The organism is Streptomyces hamibioticus (genome assembly GCF_047946815.1).
Lineage (GTDB): Bacteria > Actinomycetota > Actinomycetes > Streptomycetales > Streptomycetaceae > Streptomyces.
In genome coordinates, this window is sequence record NZ_JBKKQY010000001.1 from 3,091,261 (window position 1) to 3,106,725 (window position 15,465).

Annotated in this window: 13 protein-coding genes and 1 riboswitch; of the genes, 5 read left to right on the forward strand and 8 right to left on the reverse strand. The window is 72.9% G+C overall.

Going from position 1 to position 15,465, the window contains the following annotated elements; translation table 11 throughout:
• Positions 1–24: 24 nt before the first annotated feature.
• A complete protein-coding gene (locus ACLGIH_RS13785; RefSeq protein WP_416525534.1) occupies positions 25–693 on the forward strand; it encodes a flavodoxin family protein in 669 nt (222 codons plus the stop codon).
• A 1-nt stretch (position 694) separates the two neighbouring features.
• On the opposite strand, the gene ACLGIH_RS13790 is transcribed toward ACLGIH_RS13785, so the two are convergent.
• The 4 genes from ACLGIH_RS13790 to ACLGIH_RS13805 form a co-directional block, all read right to left on the reverse strand.
• Complete coding sequence (locus ACLGIH_RS13790) at positions 695–1,612, reverse strand: ABC transporter permease (RefSeq protein ID WP_416525535.1); 918 nt, start codon at positions 1,610–1,612, stop codon at positions 695–697.
• Complete coding sequence (locus tag ACLGIH_RS13795) at positions 1,599–2,549, reverse strand: ABC transporter ATP-binding protein (protein WP_416525536.1); 951 nt, start codon at positions 2,547–2,549, stop codon at positions 1,599–1,601. Before ACLGIH_RS13795 ends, ACLGIH_RS13790 begins: the two co-directional genes overlap by 14 nt.
• Positions 2,550–2,652: 103 nt before the next feature.
• A complete protein-coding gene (locus ACLGIH_RS13800; protein WP_416525537.1) occupies positions 2,653–3,876 on the reverse strand; it encodes a LolA family protein in 1,224 nt (407 codons plus the stop codon).
• 359 nt (positions 3,877–4,235) lie between these two features.
• Positions 4,236–5,246, reverse strand: coding sequence for a polyprenyl synthetase family protein (locus tag ACLGIH_RS13805; RefSeq protein WP_416525538.1), 1,011 nt, complete (start codon positions 5,244–5,246; stop codon positions 4,236–4,238).
• 756 nt (positions 5,247–6,002) lie between these two features.
• Positions 6,003–6,170: riboswitch (cyclic di-AMP (ydaO/yuaA leader) on the forward strand.
• Between the two features lie 3 nt (positions 6,171–6,173).
• On the opposite strand from ACLGIH_RS13805, the gene ACLGIH_RS13810 reads away from it, so the two are divergent.
• Positions 6,174–6,971, forward strand: a complete 798-nt coding sequence (locus tag ACLGIH_RS13810) for a transglycosylase SLT domain-containing protein (protein WP_416525539.1) — start codon at positions 6,174–6,176, stop codon at positions 6,969–6,971.
• A 9-nt stretch (positions 6,972–6,980) separates the two neighbouring features.
• Here ACLGIH_RS13810 and ACLGIH_RS13815 read toward each other — a convergent pair whose 3' ends face one another.
• Complete coding sequence (locus ACLGIH_RS13815) at positions 6,981–7,787, reverse strand: HAD family hydrolase (RefSeq protein ID WP_416525540.1); 807 nt, start codon at positions 7,785–7,787, stop codon at positions 6,981–6,983.
• 267 nt (positions 7,788–8,054) lie between these two features.
• Here ACLGIH_RS13815 and ACLGIH_RS13820 point away from each other — a divergent pair, with 267 nt between their 5' ends.
• From ACLGIH_RS13820 to ACLGIH_RS13830, 3 genes are all read left to right on the forward strand, one after another.
• Positions 8,055–9,119, forward strand: coding sequence for a GNAT family N-acetyltransferase (locus ACLGIH_RS13820; protein ID WP_416525541.1), 1,065 nt, complete (start codon positions 8,055–8,057; stop codon positions 9,117–9,119).
• 43 nt (positions 9,120–9,162) lie between these two features.
• Positions 9,163–10,662 carry a glycosyltransferase family 2 protein gene (locus ACLGIH_RS13825; protein WP_416525542.1) on the forward strand — a complete coding sequence of 500 codons (1,500 nt, stop codon included), beginning with the start codon at positions 9,163–9,165 and terminating at the stop codon, positions 10,660–10,662.
• Between the two features lie 257 nt (positions 10,663–10,919).
• Entirely contained in the window at positions 10,920–11,675 is a 756-nt protein-coding gene (locus tag ACLGIH_RS13830) for a polysaccharide deacetylase family protein (RefSeq protein WP_416525543.1), read from the forward strand.
• 225 nt (positions 11,676–11,900) lie between these two features.
• Here the strand turns inward: ACLGIH_RS13830 and ACLGIH_RS13835 are convergent, their stop codons facing one another.
• The 3 genes from ACLGIH_RS13835 to ACLGIH_RS13845 are packed head-to-tail and all read right to left on the reverse strand — an operon-like array spanning position 11,901 to position 15,343.
• Positions 11,901–13,070 (reverse strand): glycosyl hydrolase, encoded by a 1,170-nt coding sequence (locus ACLGIH_RS13835; RefSeq protein WP_416525544.1) that lies wholly within the window; start codon positions 13,068–13,070, stop codon positions 11,901–11,903.
• Entirely contained in the window at positions 13,067–13,495 is a 429-nt protein-coding gene (locus ACLGIH_RS13840; RefSeq protein ID WP_416525545.1) for a hypothetical protein, read from the reverse strand. Before ACLGIH_RS13840 ends, ACLGIH_RS13835 begins: the two co-directional genes overlap by 4 nt.
• A 15-nt stretch (positions 13,496–13,510) precedes the next feature.
• Positions 13,511–15,343, reverse strand: coding sequence for a glycosyltransferase (locus ACLGIH_RS13845; RefSeq protein WP_416525546.1), 1,833 nt, complete (start codon positions 15,341–15,343; stop codon positions 13,511–13,513).
• Positions 15,344–15,465 lie beyond the last annotated feature (122 nt).

Consider the following 15,465-nt stretch of genomic DNA (forward strand, 5'->3'; position numbering starts at 1 on the left):
CCGGCCAACCACCGTGGGGGAACCATGTCACGCCGCTTCCTGTTCGTGCTGGGCAGCAGCCGCGACGAGAGCAACACCGAGATGCTGGCCCGCCGGGCTGCCGAACAGTTGCCCGCCGATGTCGAGCAGCAATGGATCCGTCTGGCGGACCACCCGCTGCCCGAGTTCAAGGACCTGCGCCACGACAGCGACCATGTGCGTCCCACCGAGGGCAATGCGGCACTGCTGCTCGACGCCACGCTCGCCGCAACCGACATCGTGATCGCCTCGCCGCTGTACTGGTACACCCTGTCCACTCCCGTCAAGCACTACCTCGACCACTGGTCGGGCTGGCTGCGCATCTCCGGCCTCCGCTTCAAGGACACCTTGGCCGGGCGCACCCTGTGGGGCGTCACCGTGCTCGCGGACGACCAGCCAGAAGTCGCCGACCCGTTGATCGGCAGCCTCAACAACTCGGCGGCCTACATGGGGATGCGCTTCGGCGGCGTGCTGCTCGGCAACGGCAGCAAGCCCGGTGACGTGCTGCGGGACACCGATGCGCTGGCCCGCGCCAAGACGTTCTTCGCCCAGCAGCAGCCGCCACTCGCCCGTTTCCCCCACGAGCAGGCCGACGGGGGGGAACCGCGGGGAGACCGGCGTGGACGAGGACACGAAGGCCGGCGAGACTCAAGCGGCCTGACCCAGGCAGCCTGACTCAGGCCGTGATGTCCTTCGCCGCGAACCGGGCCCAGGCCGCCGAGCCGAACACCACCGCGTACAGCCCCTGGAGCCCGAGGTTCTTCACCAGGTCGTCCCAGTAGACGGGTTCACGCATCAGGTCGGCGAACGACAGCCAGTAGTGCGAGAAGAAGTACGGCTGTATCGCGTGGAGCTGCGGTATCTGGTCGAGGATCTGAACGGTGATCAGCAGCCCCACGGTCGTCGCCATCGCGGCGATACCGCTGCCGGCCAGGGTGGAGACGAACAGGCCGAGCGCAGCGAAGCCGACGAGTGACACGGCGACGACCAGGGCGATCAGCAGGGCCCGGCCGAGGCCCTCGGCGAGCGAGATCCGCGTGCCGGAGATCGTCGTCGGATCGCCCAGCGGGAACAGCAGTGCGCCGACCGCCAGCGCCGAGGCCGCGACCACGAGGGTGGCGGCCAGACAGAAGGCCATGGTCGAGGCGTACTTGGTGAGCAGGAGTCGGGTTCGGCCGGCCGGGGCGACCAGCAGATAGCGCAGAGTGCCCGCGCTCGCCTCGCCCGCGATGGCGTCGCCCGCGACGACGCCGACGGCCATCGGCAGGAAGAACGGGAGGGTGGCGGCCAGCGCGGTGAAGACCAGGAACAGACCGTTGTTGGTCACCTGGGAGATGAACGCCGGGCCCGCGCCGCCCCCACCGCCACCGGCCGGGGAACCGTCGCTCGTCTCGATCTTCACGGCGATCCCCACCAGGACCGGCACCGCGGCCAGCACACCCAGCAGGGCCAGCGTGCGCCAGCGCCGGAAGGTGGTCAGCAGCTCGCTGCGCAGCAGGCCGAGACCCCACAGCGGGCGCGGCGCACGGGCGCCCGCGGTGACCGCGGCGGCCTCGGTGGGCTCGGCGGATTCGGTGGGCTCAGCCCGCGACATCGAACCCCTCCCCCGTCAAAGCCACGAACGCGTCCTCCAGGGAGGCCCGTTCCAGTCCGAAGCCGCGCACACGCACGCCTGCCGTCACCAGCGCGGCGTTCACCTCGGCGAGATCGCGGTCCGGTGGCTCCGCCGTCACGCCGTCCTCGGCGACGACGACGTCCGCCGCGCCCTGTTCCTTCAGCACCCGGGCCGCCTCGGCCACGTCGGGCGTGGCCACCGCCAGCCGGCCGCGCGCACCCGCCGCCAGCTCGGCGACCGGCCCCTGGGCGATCAGCCGGCCCTGCGCCATCACGGCGACGTGCGTGCACACCTGCTCGACCTCGTCCAGCAGATGGGAGGAGAGGAAGACCGTGGTCCCGTCGGAGGCCAGCTCCCGCACCAAAGTGCGGATCTCCCGCATGCCCTGCGGATCGAGCCCGTTGGTCGGCTCGTCGAGGACCAGGAGGCGGCGCGGCCGGAGCAGGGCCGCCGCGAGGCCGAGCCGCTGTTTCATGCCGAGTGAGTAGGCCTTCGCCTTCTTGCCCGCGGCGGCCGTGAGGCCGACCCGGTCCAGCGCCGCCCCGACCCGCTCGCGCCGGGTGCGCGGGTCGGCGGTCGGGTCGGCGGCGTCGTAGCGCAGCAGGTTGTCGCGGCCGGACAGGAAGCCGTAGAGCGCCGGGCCCTCGATGAGGGCGCCGACCTGCGGCAGTACGGCGCGGGCGGCCCCCGGCATGGGCCGCCCCAGCACCCGGGCCGTGCCCGAGGTGGGCTCGATCAGGCCCATCAGCATGCGGATGGTGGTGGTCTTGCCCGAGCCGTTCGGACCGAGGAAGCCGAAGACGCTGCCCGCCGGGACGGTCAGGTCCAGACCGTCGACGGCGAGCTGCCCGCCGCGGTAGCGCTTGGTGAGCGCGCGGGTGGCGATGACGGCATCGCCCGCGGCCGGTTCGCCCATCGGCTCCCTCGTTTCGTCGTGCGTGCACGCGGCTGCGTGCGCGGATGTACGTCGCGGATGTGCGTCGCGGATGTGCGTGCACGGAGAACGGGTTCGGGGTCCGTCAGTTCCCCGCGTCCGCCGCCTTCACCAGCGCGTCCTTGGTGACGGCACCGACGTACACCTTGCCGTCCTCCGTGATCAGGGCGTTGATCAGCCGGGTCTTGAAGACCGTGCCCGAGCCGAAGGTGCCGGTGACCTGGTCGCCGAGCGAGCCGAGGAAGCCGCCGAGGTCGCCGCCGGTGTCGCCGCCCGCGGAGCCCGTCGGCAGGCCGGGGCCGCCCGTGTCGAAGGCGGCGACCGAGTTCCAGCCCTCTCCTATGACCTTCAGCCCGTCGAGGTCCTTGGCGAGGTCCTGCTCCGTCTTCTGCCCGTGCGCCGGCGCCGGCGCCTCGGCGTCGAACTCGCCGTCCTCGGTGACCTTCGCGCCCTTGGGCGGCGTGAAGTCGAAGGTCGAGGCGGCCGGCTTGGCGAAGCTGACCTGGGTGAAGCCCGCGTCCACGACGGCCGCGCCGCCGCTCGCCGGGGTCAGCGTGAACTTCAGCGGCAGCCCGGTCTCGGCGTCCACGGCTATGGTGATCGCCCCGACCGTGGTACCGGACTGCTTGGGGTCGATGACGAGCCGGTACGCGTCCCGGCCGGCCACCTGGGCGGTGCCGTCGACGGTCACGGACGTGGTGTCGTCGACCGCCTTCAGGGCCTCCTCCGCGAAGTCCTTCGGCATGGCCGGCACCTCCTCGCGCGGCCTCTCGGCGCGGTCGGAGACGGTCGCGTGGTAGACCTCGTTGGACTTGCTGTCGTAGCCCCAGACGTCCTTGCCGTCGTGGATCAGGCTGTACTCGGCGGCGTCCTGGAGCAGCGACAGCTTCTGCCGGTCGGGGCCGTCGGCCGCGACCCGCAGCGTGTGCGTACCGGACGCCAGCTCCGTGAGCCGGGCCGACGGGTCCGCGGCCGAGCCGCCCTCGTCGCCCGCGCCGGGACCACCGGGCATCAGGCCGCTCTCCAGGCCGCCGAGGTCCGGCAGTCCGAGGTCGGTGCTGATCTTCACCGTGCCGGACAGCTGCTCGACGTCCGACTTGGCCATCTTTTCGAGGAGTTGCTGGGCGGTGATGTCCGGGAGGTCGGGATCCCCGGAGTCGGCGAGCGCGGGAACGAGCCCGATCGTGGCGGCCGCCACGCCCATCACCGTGACCGGGACGACGTACCGCGCGGCCTTGCGCCGCCGCCCCGCCCGGCGCTCCTCGTCCTGTCCGGCGGTCGTGTTGCCGTCGGATTCGTACGGTGCCATGTGTGCCCTACCTCCGTCGTCGGCGGCGGCTGACTCGCGACCTCGCACTTGTCCACCCCTGAGCCGCCATTCTCACCCGAATCGGTGAGGAGTGGTGTTTTCCGTGGTGTCCATCTCACCAAATCGGCCACGCAGAAGCGTCAGACCGCGGAGCCAACTCCGCGTACTGCTGGGGTATGACACCGAGGGCGGCAACCTCCCCCGACCAGTAGGGGTCTTGTGACGTGCGTCACCCCTGCGCGAGGGCGGAGAGCAGGACGGGAGGCAGGGCGCGCGCTTCCGACCGGCCGTCCCCAGCCGGTCCCGACGCTCCCGGCCGGCCGCTCCGAGCCGGCCCCGACGCTCCCCGCCGGGCGCGCCTAACCGGCCCGGTGCACCACCGCGTCGCACAGCTCCACCAGCGCGGTCTTCGCGTCGCACTCCGGGAGCGGGGCCAGCGCGGCACGGGCGTCCTCGGCGTAGCGCACGGTGTCCCGCCGGGCCTGCTCCAGCGCGGGGTGGGCGCGCAGCAGGCGCAGCGCCTCCGCGTGGCGCTCGTCGTCGGTGAGGTCGGAGTCGAGCAGCTCGCACAGCGCGCGGTCCTCGGCCAGCCCCAGCCGGGCGGCCCGCTCGCGCAGCCGCAGCACCGGCAGGGTCGGGATGCCCTCACGCAGGTCCGTGCCCGGGGTCTTGCCCGACTCGTGCGAGTCGGAGGCGATGTCCAGCACGTCGTCCGCGAGCTGGAAGGCGACGCCGAGCCGCTCTCCGTACTGGGTGAGCACGTCCACGCGCGCCTCGTCGGCACCGGACATCATGGCGCCGAACCGGCAGGACACCGCCACCAGCGAGCCGGTCTTGCCACCCAGCACGTCCAGGTAGTGCTCGACCGGGTCCCGGCCGTCCTGCGGCCCGGCCGTCTCCAGGATCTGCCCGGTGACCAGCCGCTCGAACGCCAGGGCCTGCACCCGGACCGCCTCCGGCCCCAGGTCGGCGAGGATCTGCGACGCCCGGGCGAACAGGAAGTCGCCGGTCAGGACGGCGACCGAGTTGCCCCAGCGGGTGTTCGCGCTGGGCACCCCGCGGCGCACCGCGGCCTCGTCCATCACGTCGTCGTGGTAGAGGGTGGCGAGGTGGGTCAGCTCGACGACGACGGCCGACGGGACGATCCCGGGGGCGTACGGATCACCGAACTGCGCCGAGAGCATCACCAGCAGCGGCCGGAAACGCTTGCCGCCGGCCCGCACCAGGTGCTGGGCGGCCTCGGTGATGAAGGGCACCTCACTCTTGGTTGCCTCGAGCAACCCTTCCTCGACAGCCGCCATCCCGGCCTGGACATCGGCTTCCAGAGCCTGGTCCCGCACGCTCAGCCCGAACGGCCCGACGACGGTCACGAGGGGTCTCCTGTCTGCTGGTGTCTACTGGCGGTTACCCGGTTTGTCGATAGGTCGCTGCCATCACTCAAGTCAGCGTATCCGGTCACGTTTCGATCACCGCTAGCGCCCACCGTTACAGGCCGGTCGGTATCGGATCATGAACGGTATATTTTTGATCAGGTGATATGAGCAAACTTTGATCGATATCGACGGGCGGGCGCGACCTCGACGCGCGCCCGACATGTGGCACTCGACACCTGCCGCTCGACACCCGGCACCCGGCACCCGGCACCCGGCACCCGGCACCCGCGACAGCAGGCCCGCGCCCCGGCGCCACCGCACCGCCCCCCGAGCCCGCCCGGCACCGCCCACCTCCACCCGATCGGCCACCCCCGCTCCCCGTCGAAGATCCCGTCACCCCTCCCAACGGCCGGCCCTCCGCGAACGTCACCCATTCGACGCGCAAACCCGCGTTCCCGCCCAGGACTGGGCGGTTGGCTCGCAGTTGAACTGATTGCCCGATTTGCCGGGCTTGTTGACCCAGGTGAATTGGCTCACGCGGCACCCGCGGCCGGCCGTCGCCCCGCGCCCCCTCCGCCCCTTTGCCCTGTAGGCCAGTTGGGCTTGGCGCACGCAAAGGATCAAGCACGCCGAAATTGATGGATCAAGGTCAAAAGGCCGCTTGTGTGAATCCCGCACTTGTTCCGGACATGTGCTCTCGCATACGTTCCCGGCCTGTCGGGCGGACGCCGAGTCCTGCCGCCGCCCGGACGGACACCCATTCGACCAACTCACGCACGGCAGGAGCGGGGGACCCAGGTAAGTCGCCGCGCCGGTCACGGACCGGAGCGGCTCGGGGTGAAGCCACGCCCGTCAGGGCGCGGCCGGGCACCTCCCGCCCGAACCCGACAGCTCACCTCGCAGGCGACGGAGAGGAACATCAGCATGCCCGGACGTGGTAAGCACCGCCGCCAGAGAACCAATCCGCTCACCCGAAGCGTCATCGCCGCCGGCACCGGCAGCGTGGCGCTCTCGCTCCCCCTCATGGGCGCCGCGACCGCGCACGCCGCCCAGCCGCCCCAGAGCGCCCCGGCCGCCGCCCAGTCGGCGCCGCAGGCCGCACAGGTGGCCAAGTCCCTCACGTACACCGTGGTCAAGGGCGACACCCTCTACCGGATCGCCGACAAGTACGACGTGAGCGGCGGATGGCGTCAGCTCTACAAGGACAACGGCGCGACCGTCGGCGACGACCCGCAGCTGATCCGCCCGGGCCAGAAGCTGAAGGTGACGACGACGAAGGCGGACGCCGCCGAGAAGGCGGGCAAGGCGAGCTCGGCGACCAAGGCGTCCACGGCCTCCGCGCCGGCCACGAAGGCCGCCGGAACCGTCGCCAAGGCCACCACGGCCGCCGCGAAGACCTACGCGAACAACCTCGACGGCTGGATCCGCGAGGCGCTGGACGTCATGGCGCAGAACGGGATCCCCGGTTCGTACGAGGGCATTCACCGCAACATCATGCGGGAGTCCTCCGGCAACCCGCAGGCCATCAACAACTGGGACATCAACGCGGTCAACGGCACGCCGTCCAAGGGGCTGCTGCAGGTCATCGACCCCACCTTCCGCGCCTACCACGTGCCGGGCACCTCCTGGGACCCGTACGACCCGGTCGCGAACATCACGGCGGCGTGCAACTACGCGGCCGACCGGTACGGCTCGATCGACAACGTCTTCGGCCCGTACTGAGACGCCGGGCTACGGCCCGTACAGTCGCTCGAGGACGACGGCGATGCCGTCGTCCTCGTTCGACAGCGTGACCTCGTCGGCCACCGCCCGCAGCTCGGGATGGGCGTTGGCCATCGCCACCCCGTGGGCCGCCCAGTCGAACATCGGGATGTCGTTGGGCATGTCACCGAAGGCGATCGTCTGCCACGGGCTCGCCCCCAGCCGCTCGGCGGCCAGTGCCAGGCCGGTCGCCTTGGTGATGCCGCACGGCTGGAGCTCCACGGTCCCCGGCCCCGACATCGTGACCGTCGCCAGCGAACCGACCACCGCGCGGGCCGTCGCCGCCAACTGGTCGTCGGACAGGCCCGGGTGGCGCAGCAGCACCTTGCTGATCGGCGTACCCCACAGGTCGTCGCGCCGGTCGACCCGTACGGCGGGCAGAGTCGGGTGCGGCATCAGGTATCCCGGCTCGATGAGGGTGAGGCCGTCGACCCCGTCCTGGTCCACGGCCGCGTACACCTGCCCCACCTCCGCCTCGATCTTTCCCAGAGCCGTCTCCGCCAGCTCCCGGTCCAGGGTCACCGACCACAGCAGGCGGCCCGATCCGGCGTCGTACACCTGCGCGCCCTGACCGCACACCGCGAGCCCCGTGCAGCCAAGGTCGGCGAGGAGCGGCCGGACCCGGGGCGCCGGGCGCCCCGTCACCACCAGATGCCGCGCACCGGCCCCGGCCACCCGCGCGAGCGCGGCGAGCGACCGGTCGGACACGGTGTCGTCGCCTCGGAGCAGTGTTCCGTCGAGGTCGGTGGCGACGAGGGCATATGCGGTGGGGTCCATGATCAGAGAATACGGACATCGCGCCCCGCCGACTCACCAGCGGAACGCATGCGCACCAGAAGGCATCGGTCGAGGTCAAGATCAGGTGCACGCAAGGACGTTTGTGTCCGGAAACTGACGCATCAAGAGCTAAAGGCAGTTAAGGGCCTGTGCACCGGTTGGCAACAACATGGTCCGCTACCTACCCTCCGGGTCGGCCCGGGGGTACCTTCCTTGTGTCCAGGGGGACTTGATCGGGGGGTCGGGTTGGGCATCGGACGCATTCGTGTGCTGCAGCCGGAGGAGCTGGGCGAGGGGGAACGAGAGCACTGGCGCGACCTGCGCGCCAAGTCGCAGACGCCGCGGAACCCGTTCATGGAGCCGGAGTTCACCGACGCCGTGGGCCGGGTGCGGCCCGGGGCGCGGGTCGCGGTGCTGTACGAGGGCGGGGAGCCGGCCGGGTTCCTCCCCTACGAGCGGGGGCCGCTGGGGCAGGGGCGCGCGATCGGCCTCGGCGTCTCGGACTGCCAGGGCGCGGTGCTGGCCCAGGGTCCGGTCCCGGACACCCGGGCCCTGCTGCGGGCCTGCTCGCTGTCCGGGTACGCCTTCGACAACCTGGAGGCGGAGCAGCGGCTGTTCGTCCCGTACGCCGCCGGGAAGCACGCCGCCCACGTCATCGACGTGGCGCAGGGCTACGGGGCGTACGAGCGGGCGCTGCGGGCCCGGTCACCGAAGTTCCTGAAGACCACGCTGGCCAAGGAACGGCGGCTCGGGCGCCAGGTCGGGGACGTGCGGTTCGTGTTCGACGAGCGGGACCCGGCCGCGCTGCGCACCCTCATGGGCTGGAAGTCGGCGCAGTACCGCAGGACGGGGCGCCGGGACCGGTTCGCCCAGGAGTGGATCACGCGGCTGGTCGGCGGGCTGGCCAGGACCCGGGCGCCGGAGTGCACCGGCACGCTCTCCGTCCTCTACGCCGGCGGCCGCCCGGTCGCCGCCCACTTCGGGCTGCGGTCGGCGACCGTGCTGGCGTGCTGGTTCCCGGCGTACGAACCGGAGTTCGCGAAGTACTCGCCGGGCCTGGTGCTGCATCTGCGGATGGCCGAGGCCGCCGCCGCGGAGGGCATCGGCATGCTCGACATGGGGCGCGGTGCCGCCGAGTACAAGGACTCGCTGAAGACGGGTGAACTCCCCGTGTACGAGGGGGCGGCGACCCGTCCGGGGCCGGGCGGCGCGCTGCAGTGGCTCGGCCACGAGCCCGCGCGCCGCGCGCAGAGCTTCGTCCGCGCCCGGCCCCGGCTGGCGTCGCTGGCGGCACGGACGCTGAGGGGGGCGGCGCGGCTGCGCCGGTCGTGACGGACAGGGGCGACGGACAGGGTGACGACAGGGGGGTGGGCGCATGGCCGGAGGACGGCGTGCGCGGCAGCGGACGCGGGAGACCCGGGGAGAGATCGAGAGTTTCCTGAGCATCGAGCCGGTGCAGGTCGCCGAGCTGGACCTGAGGCCGGACGGAGCGCGGCTCGGACCGGGGCCGGGCGGTGAGCCGGTGACGTCCGGCGACGTCTTCGTCCTGGTCCGCCGGTCGGGGCGGCCGGTCGGCACGCTGGTCGGGCGGGTACCGGAGGGCGCCGACCCGGCGGCGGTCCTGACAGAGCTTGCTCGGGGGGTGGCGGGGGCGGGGGGCACGGCCGCCGTGCGGACGGAAGACGCGACTGCGGAGGAGACAGCCGCCGTACGGGCGGAAGGTGGGGCTGAGCGGGGCGTGGCCGCCGCCTGGGTGGACGGGGCGGCTCCGCGAGGATCGGCCGCGTCGGGGGCCGGGGCGGCTCCGAGGGGATCGGCCGCGTCGGGGGCCGGGGCGGCTCCGAGGGGATCGGCCGCGTCGGGGGCCGGGGTGCCGTCCGCGAGTGTGGTGGTGGCCACCCGGGAGCGGGCCGGCCGGCTGGCGCGGGCCCTCGACTCGCTGCTCGCGCAGGACCATCCGGACGTCGAGATCATCGTCGTCGACAACGCGCCCCTGACCCAGGAGACCCGGGACCTCGTCGAGCGCAAGTACGGCGAGCGCGTGCGGTACGTGTGCGAACCGGTGCCCGGCCTCGCCGTCGCCCACAACCGCGGGCTCGAGGCGGTGCGGGGCGAGGTGGTCGCCTTCACGGACGACGACGTGGTCGCCGATCCGCGCTGGCTCACCGAGCTGACCGCGCCCTTCGCCGCCGACCCCGGCGTCGGCTGCGTCACCGGCCTGATCCTGCCCGCGCGGCTGCGCACCCCGGCGCAGGTGCTGCTGGAGAGCCACGGGGGCTTCGCGAAGGGGTTCACGCCCCGGACGTACGACCCGGCCGACCCGCCCGCCGACGAGCCGCTGTTCCCCTTCACCGCCGGGCGGTTCGGCTCCGGGGCCAACATGGCGTTCCGCACGGCGGTACTGCGGTCCGTCGGCGGCTTCGACCCGGCCACCGGCGCCGGCACGCGTGCGCGTGGCGGCGACGACCTGTACGGCTTCGTCCGCGTCCTCGCCCAGGGGCACCGGCTGCACTACGCACCGGCCGCCCTGGTGTGGCACCACCACCGGGAGACCTGGCGGGACCTGGAGACCCAGGCGTACGGGTACGGCGCGGGTCTCACCGCCTATCTCACGGCGGTCCTGGTGAACCGGCCGGCCCTGCTGCCGGCGTTCCTCGCCCGGCTCCCCCGCGGCCTCGCCCACGCGCGTGCGCTGACCGCCGCGCGGAACGCGGCGGAGGGCGCGGACACCGGTGTCCCGGGTGGGCACGACGCCCGGACCCACCCCTGGCCGCGGCGCCTGTCCCGCCTGCAACGCCGGGGCATGCTGTACGGCCCCGTCGGCTATCTGCGCGCCCGCAGGGCGCTGCGCACGAGCAATCCGGGGGAGCGATGAGCGAGGGTGCGAGACCGGCGCGGGAGCGAACCGGCGAACGGCGGCGCAGACCGGGCGGTACGGCGGGGAGCGGGCCGGGCAGGGCGGCAGGAGCCGAGCGGGACGACGCACCAGCCGCCCGGGTGGGCGGTACGGCAGGGGCCCGGCCGGGGACCGGCGGCGGGTCCTGCCGCGGGCGACGGGGTGCGTCGGACGGACGGCGGGACGGTGTCCGCGCCGCCGCGGAGCACATACCCGTGTTCCTGTATCACGCCGTGATGGACGACCCGCCCGCCTGGATCGCCGAGTTCACTCTGACCCCGCGGGAGTTCGCCGCGCACCTCGACGCGATCGTGGGCAGCGGCCGCACCCCCGTCACGATCAGCGCACTCGCCGACCACCTGGCCGGGCGGGCGCCCTTGCCGCCCCGGCCCGTGCTGCTGACCTTCGACGACGGCTTCGCCGACCTGCCGGGGCCCACCGCGCAGGCGCTGGCCGAACGCGCGCTGACCGCCACCGCGTATCTCACCACCGGCGCCATCGCGCCGGGCGGGCGCAGCCTGCTGCCGCCCGCCCCGATGATGACGCTGGACCGGGCCGCGGAGCTGGAACGTCACGGCATGGAGATCGGCAGCCACACCGTCACCCACGCCCAGCTCGACACCCTGTCGGCCCGCCGCCTGGCGGAGGAACTGCGCGTTTCCAAAGCCGTTCTGGAGGACGCCCTGGGCCACCCGGTCCGCCACCTCGCCTACCCGCACGGGTACAACAGCGCGAAGGTCCGCTCCATGGCGGCACGCGCCGGCTACGAGACGGCGACCGCGGTGCGGCACGCGCTCAGCTCGGACCGCGACGAGCGCTACCGCATCGCCCGGCTCATCGTCCGGCGCTCGCACACCGTCACCGACGTCGAGGCCTGGCTGGCGGGTACGGGCGCGCGGACCGCCCCCTACCGCGACGGGCCGAAGACGGTGGCCTGGCGCTGGTACCGGCGGGCCCGCGCGGCGGTGCACGGGCCCGAGTTCGCGGGGTGAATCCGACGGGCGGCCGGAACACGTCCGACAGTGCGCGCCCGACGGTTCGAGCCCGGCGACTTCGTCCCGACGGTCCGCGCCCGACGGTTCGAGCCCGGCGACTTCGACCCGACGGTCCGCGCCCGACGGTTCGAGTCCGACGATCCGCGCCCGACGGTTCGAGCCCGACGATCCGCGCCCGACGGTCCACGTCCGACGGTCCGCTGGTGGCCGGCAGGCGGCCCGTCACCCGTGCGGCTGGTTGAGGTACGGGTCGGTGGCCAGCTCGCGCAGGCTGCGCCATGCCTCGTCGCCCTGCACCGCGAGGTTGCAGTGCGGTCCGGGGTCGCGGTAGTTCCACTGGAGGGCGGCCTTCACGCCCTCCAGCCCCTTGAGCACCCGGGGCACCTGCGCGTACCAGTCGGCCTGCCGGCCCGGCCGGTCCGTGTCGAAGGCGCTGCCGAACTCCGAGAGCATCAGCGGCTTGTCGTCGGATATGTGGGTGCGGATCCAGTCGTGCGTGGCGGTCTGCGTCTGGGCGAAGGACAGCCACTCCGCCTCGTGGCAGCGGTAGTAGTTGTACTGGTTGTAGCCGATCCAGTCGACGTACGCGTCCCCGGGATACATCCGCTCGAACAGCTCCGCGTGGTCCAGGTAGCCGGTGACGACCCAGGTCCACACCACGTTGTCGACGCCCAGCGCACGGAAGCGGTCGTGGATGTGCCGGTAGGCCCGGACGTACTCCTGCGGGGCGCCCGCGTCCGGTGTGCGGGTGTCCATCTCCAGGTCGAAGGAGAGGAACACCTTCTTCCCCGTGCGCTGCCCGTACTCCTTGATGCGCCGGGCCTGCACGTCGATCACGGAGTCGTCCAGCTCGCCGCCGGCTATCTGCCTCCAGGTCGGCTGCTGCCGCTCCGTACCGCCCCACCACTTGCTCTCCCAGGACAGCAGCAGCATGCGCTCCTCGCCCACGCGCTGTTCCTGCTCGGTCAGCAGCTGGCCCTCCAGCCGGGTGTCCGTGACCGCGGACATGTCGTGGTACGTGTACACGATGTCCAGCTTGCGGCCCACACGGCGTTCGTAGGCGCCGACCTTCTCGGCCAGGTCCGTCCTGTCGTGCGGCACGAAGGCGCCGAACCAGGCGCCGCAGGGCGGTTCGAGGAGTTCGGTCGGGCGGCACTCCCCGGCGCGACCGGACGCGTCCCGGCCCGAGCGGCTCGTCTCCGGCCCGGAGGCGTGGCGCAGGGCGAGCACGGCCAGCAGGACCGCGCAGGTGACTCCGGCGGACGTGAGGAGGAGCCTGCGCCGGCCGCGCGGTGACGGTTTGCGGTGCCGGCTGGTGGGGCCGGCCGGCCCGCGTGCCGCCGGACCGGCCGCCGTGCGGCGAAGGGATCGGAGGAACCCGGGCGCCTTCACAGGGCTGAACCCTTTCCAGTCCTCGGCAGCGGGGACGCGCGCAGACGCGGGCAGAACGCCGCGAGCGTGGTCAGCAGCGTGAGCGTCAGCAGCACGCGCTCCCCGGTGAAGACCTGCGCGGCGATCAGCACGGTCGCCGCGAGCATCGCGGCGCACACGCTGAGGAAGACCACCAGCATCAGCAGCTCCAGCAGGTCGGAGTGGCGCTCGAACCCGGCGTCCCGGCGCTCGACGGGCCCCTCGGCGGGCCGGGAGCCCAGCGCGGGAGCGCAGATTCTGACCAGGGCGGCGCCCGGTCCGGCGGCCAGGAAGACCACGACGGCCGCGCCGCGCAGCGGTGCGCCACCGGGCAGGGCGAGCGCGGCGAGGGCCAGCCAGCCCCCGAACGGGGGCAGCATACGGATCACGAGGTCCTGCGGTGTCATGGCTCGCACCCCTCCTCAGCTCGCCGGTTTCAGGACGTAGAGCACGCCGGCGCCGTTCTCCGCGACCAGCTGGAACCGGGGCGACGCCGCCACGGACTGCCGTATGCGCTCCAGCTGCGCCTCGTCCAGCTGGCCGTTCATCTCGGAGTTGGCCACCTGCCCCTGGGTGAGCAGGAAGTAGGCCCGTCCCGGAGCCTCCACACCGCCCATGTCGCGGGCGAGCACGGCCGCCGGGTCCCGTACGATCGCGTCGACGTGCCGGCGGTCGTCGTCGAGGAACCAGTAGTGGTCGACGTCCCAGTACTCCTCGTAGGCGAGCGGGTAGTTGCGGTTCGCGGCGACGACCAGCGAGCCGTCGGGCGCCCGGTCGAAGAGCTGCCGTACGAGCGCCACCTCCTGCGGCGGGAAGTAATTGATGCGGTCCTTGCCGGAGTAGCTCGGCACGAACGCGAGGGTCCCGGCGAGCAGCGCGAGCAGCGGCAGCGCCCACGCGCCGTACCGGGCACGGGTCACCGGGAACCGGCGGCGGGGCACCGCAGCGGGTACCGGACCTTCCCGCTGCCCGTCGGTGGCGTCGGCGGCCGGGGTGCGGACCTTGGGCAACAGCGCGGCGGCGGCGAAGAAGGCCGCGCCCGGCAGCATGAACATCAGGACCCGGAAGATCATTTCGCTGCCGTAGCTGCTCGCCACGAACATCGGCAGCGGCGCCGCCGCGACGAACAGCAGCGGCAGTGCCCGGTGCCGCAGCACCCGCTGCCGCAGCACACCGGCCAGCGCGAGCAGCAGGACCGAACCGGACAGCAGCCGGGCCGCCCAGGAGGTGGCCACCGCTCCCGTGCCGGTCGGGGTGGTCCCGTACCCGGTCTCGACGTTGGCGCCGACGTCGCCGACGGAGCGGATCATCTCCGGCAGCGCGGCGGACAGGAAGGGCAGCGCGGCCGTGAGGCACCAGGCCAGGAAGATGACGACCGTCGTGACCAGCGGGACCCAGTCCCGGTGGCGGCGCGCGAGGCACAGCGCGGCGAGCGCGACGACCAGCATGCCGGGCGTCAGCTGGTGCGAGACCACGATGGCCGCGACCAGCAGGGTGAGGACCACCGTCCAGACGGCTTGGCGGTGTCTGCCACCGCGCCCGCCCGAGCGGCCGAACCGGCGCAACACGACGGCCAGGACGCCCAGGTGCAGGGCGAAGGCGACGGACTGCGGGGAGAAGTAGTCCTGGCCGACCCAGTTGGCGACGCAGAACAACCACACCGCGGTCCAGATCAGCCGGCGGTCCGTGGTGAACGTGCGGTAGATGAGCAGCAGCGGGAGGAGCAGCATCAGGCTGGAGGCCAGGGGCCACCACGCCATGTACATCGCGGCGTTCTCCACGCCGAGCAGCCGCACCAGCGCCGCCTGGGCGGCGAAGAAGCCCGGCCACTGGTCGTAGACGGCCATGTCCCCGAGTTCGGCCTCCGTCCGGAGCCCGCCCGAGGTCAGCAGGTGGTCGACGACCGCGTCGTGCTTCCACGCCCACGCGTACAGCGGGGTCGGGTACAGCAGGGCCTGGGTGGCGCGCTCCATCAGCAGCAGCCCCAGGACGTACGCGAACGACCATCCGTGCGGGCGCCGCGGATCGCGGACCGTGCACCAGAAGCCGGTGGTGAGCATCGCGAGGGCGGCCCAGAAGGCCGGGTGCAACGCGGTGACGAGGCCGAAGTCGTCGAGGCCGGAGACGTCGGTGTGCCGCAGCGCGTACACCCACAGGGCGAGCGCGAGGAGCAGCGGCAGGGCCGGCCAGGCGGCGGCACCGCGGCGCCCGTACCCGGCGAAGGACAGGGGCGAGAGGTCGGACAGATCCGTCACGGGCTCGGCGGCGGAGCCCTGCGGCTCCGGGAGAGCGGGCCGGGAATGCGGCGTGCGGGGGGCGCGCGGGGGGCGCTGCGAGACCTCCTCCTCCGCCGGGGCGCGAATGGCCGATTCCTGTG

What these genes read in the sequence shown, in the direction of transcription:
- ACLGIH_RS13840 (WP_416525545.1), bottom strand. Translation starts at nt 13,495, where the DNA reads ATGACACCGCAGGACCTCGTGATCCGTATGCTGCCCCCGTTCGGGGGC.
- ACLGIH_RS13830 (WP_416525543.1), top strand. Translation starts at nt 10,920, where the DNA reads ATGGACGACCCGCCCGCCTGGATCGCCGAGTTCACTCTGACCCCGCGG.
- ACLGIH_RS13815 (WP_416525540.1), bottom strand. Translation starts at nt 7,787, where the DNA reads ATGGACCCCACCGCATATGCCCTCGTCGCCACCGACCTCGACGGAACA.
- ACLGIH_RS13795 (WP_416525536.1), bottom strand. Translation starts at nt 2,549, where the DNA reads ATGGGCGAACCGGCCGCGGGCGATGCCGTCATCGCCACCCGCGCGCTC.
- ACLGIH_RS13790 (WP_416525535.1), bottom strand. Translation starts at nt 1,612, where the DNA reads ATGTCGCGGGCTGAGCCCACCGAATCCGCCGAGCCCACCGAGGCCGCC.
- ACLGIH_RS13810 (WP_416525539.1), top strand. Translation starts at nt 6,174, where the DNA reads ATGCCCGGACGTGGTAAGCACCGCCGCCAGAGAACCAATCCGCTCACC.
- ACLGIH_RS13785 (WP_416525534.1), top strand. Translation starts at nt 25, where the DNA reads ATGTCACGCCGCTTCCTGTTCGTGCTGGGCAGCAGCCGCGACGAGAGC.
- ACLGIH_RS13825 (WP_416525542.1), top strand. Translation starts at nt 9,163, where the DNA reads ATGGCCGGAGGACGGCGTGCGCGGCAGCGGACGCGGGAGACCCGGGGA.
- ACLGIH_RS13800 (WP_416525537.1), bottom strand. Translation starts at nt 3,876, where the DNA reads ATGGCACCGTACGAATCCGACGGCAACACGACCGCCGGACAGGACGAG.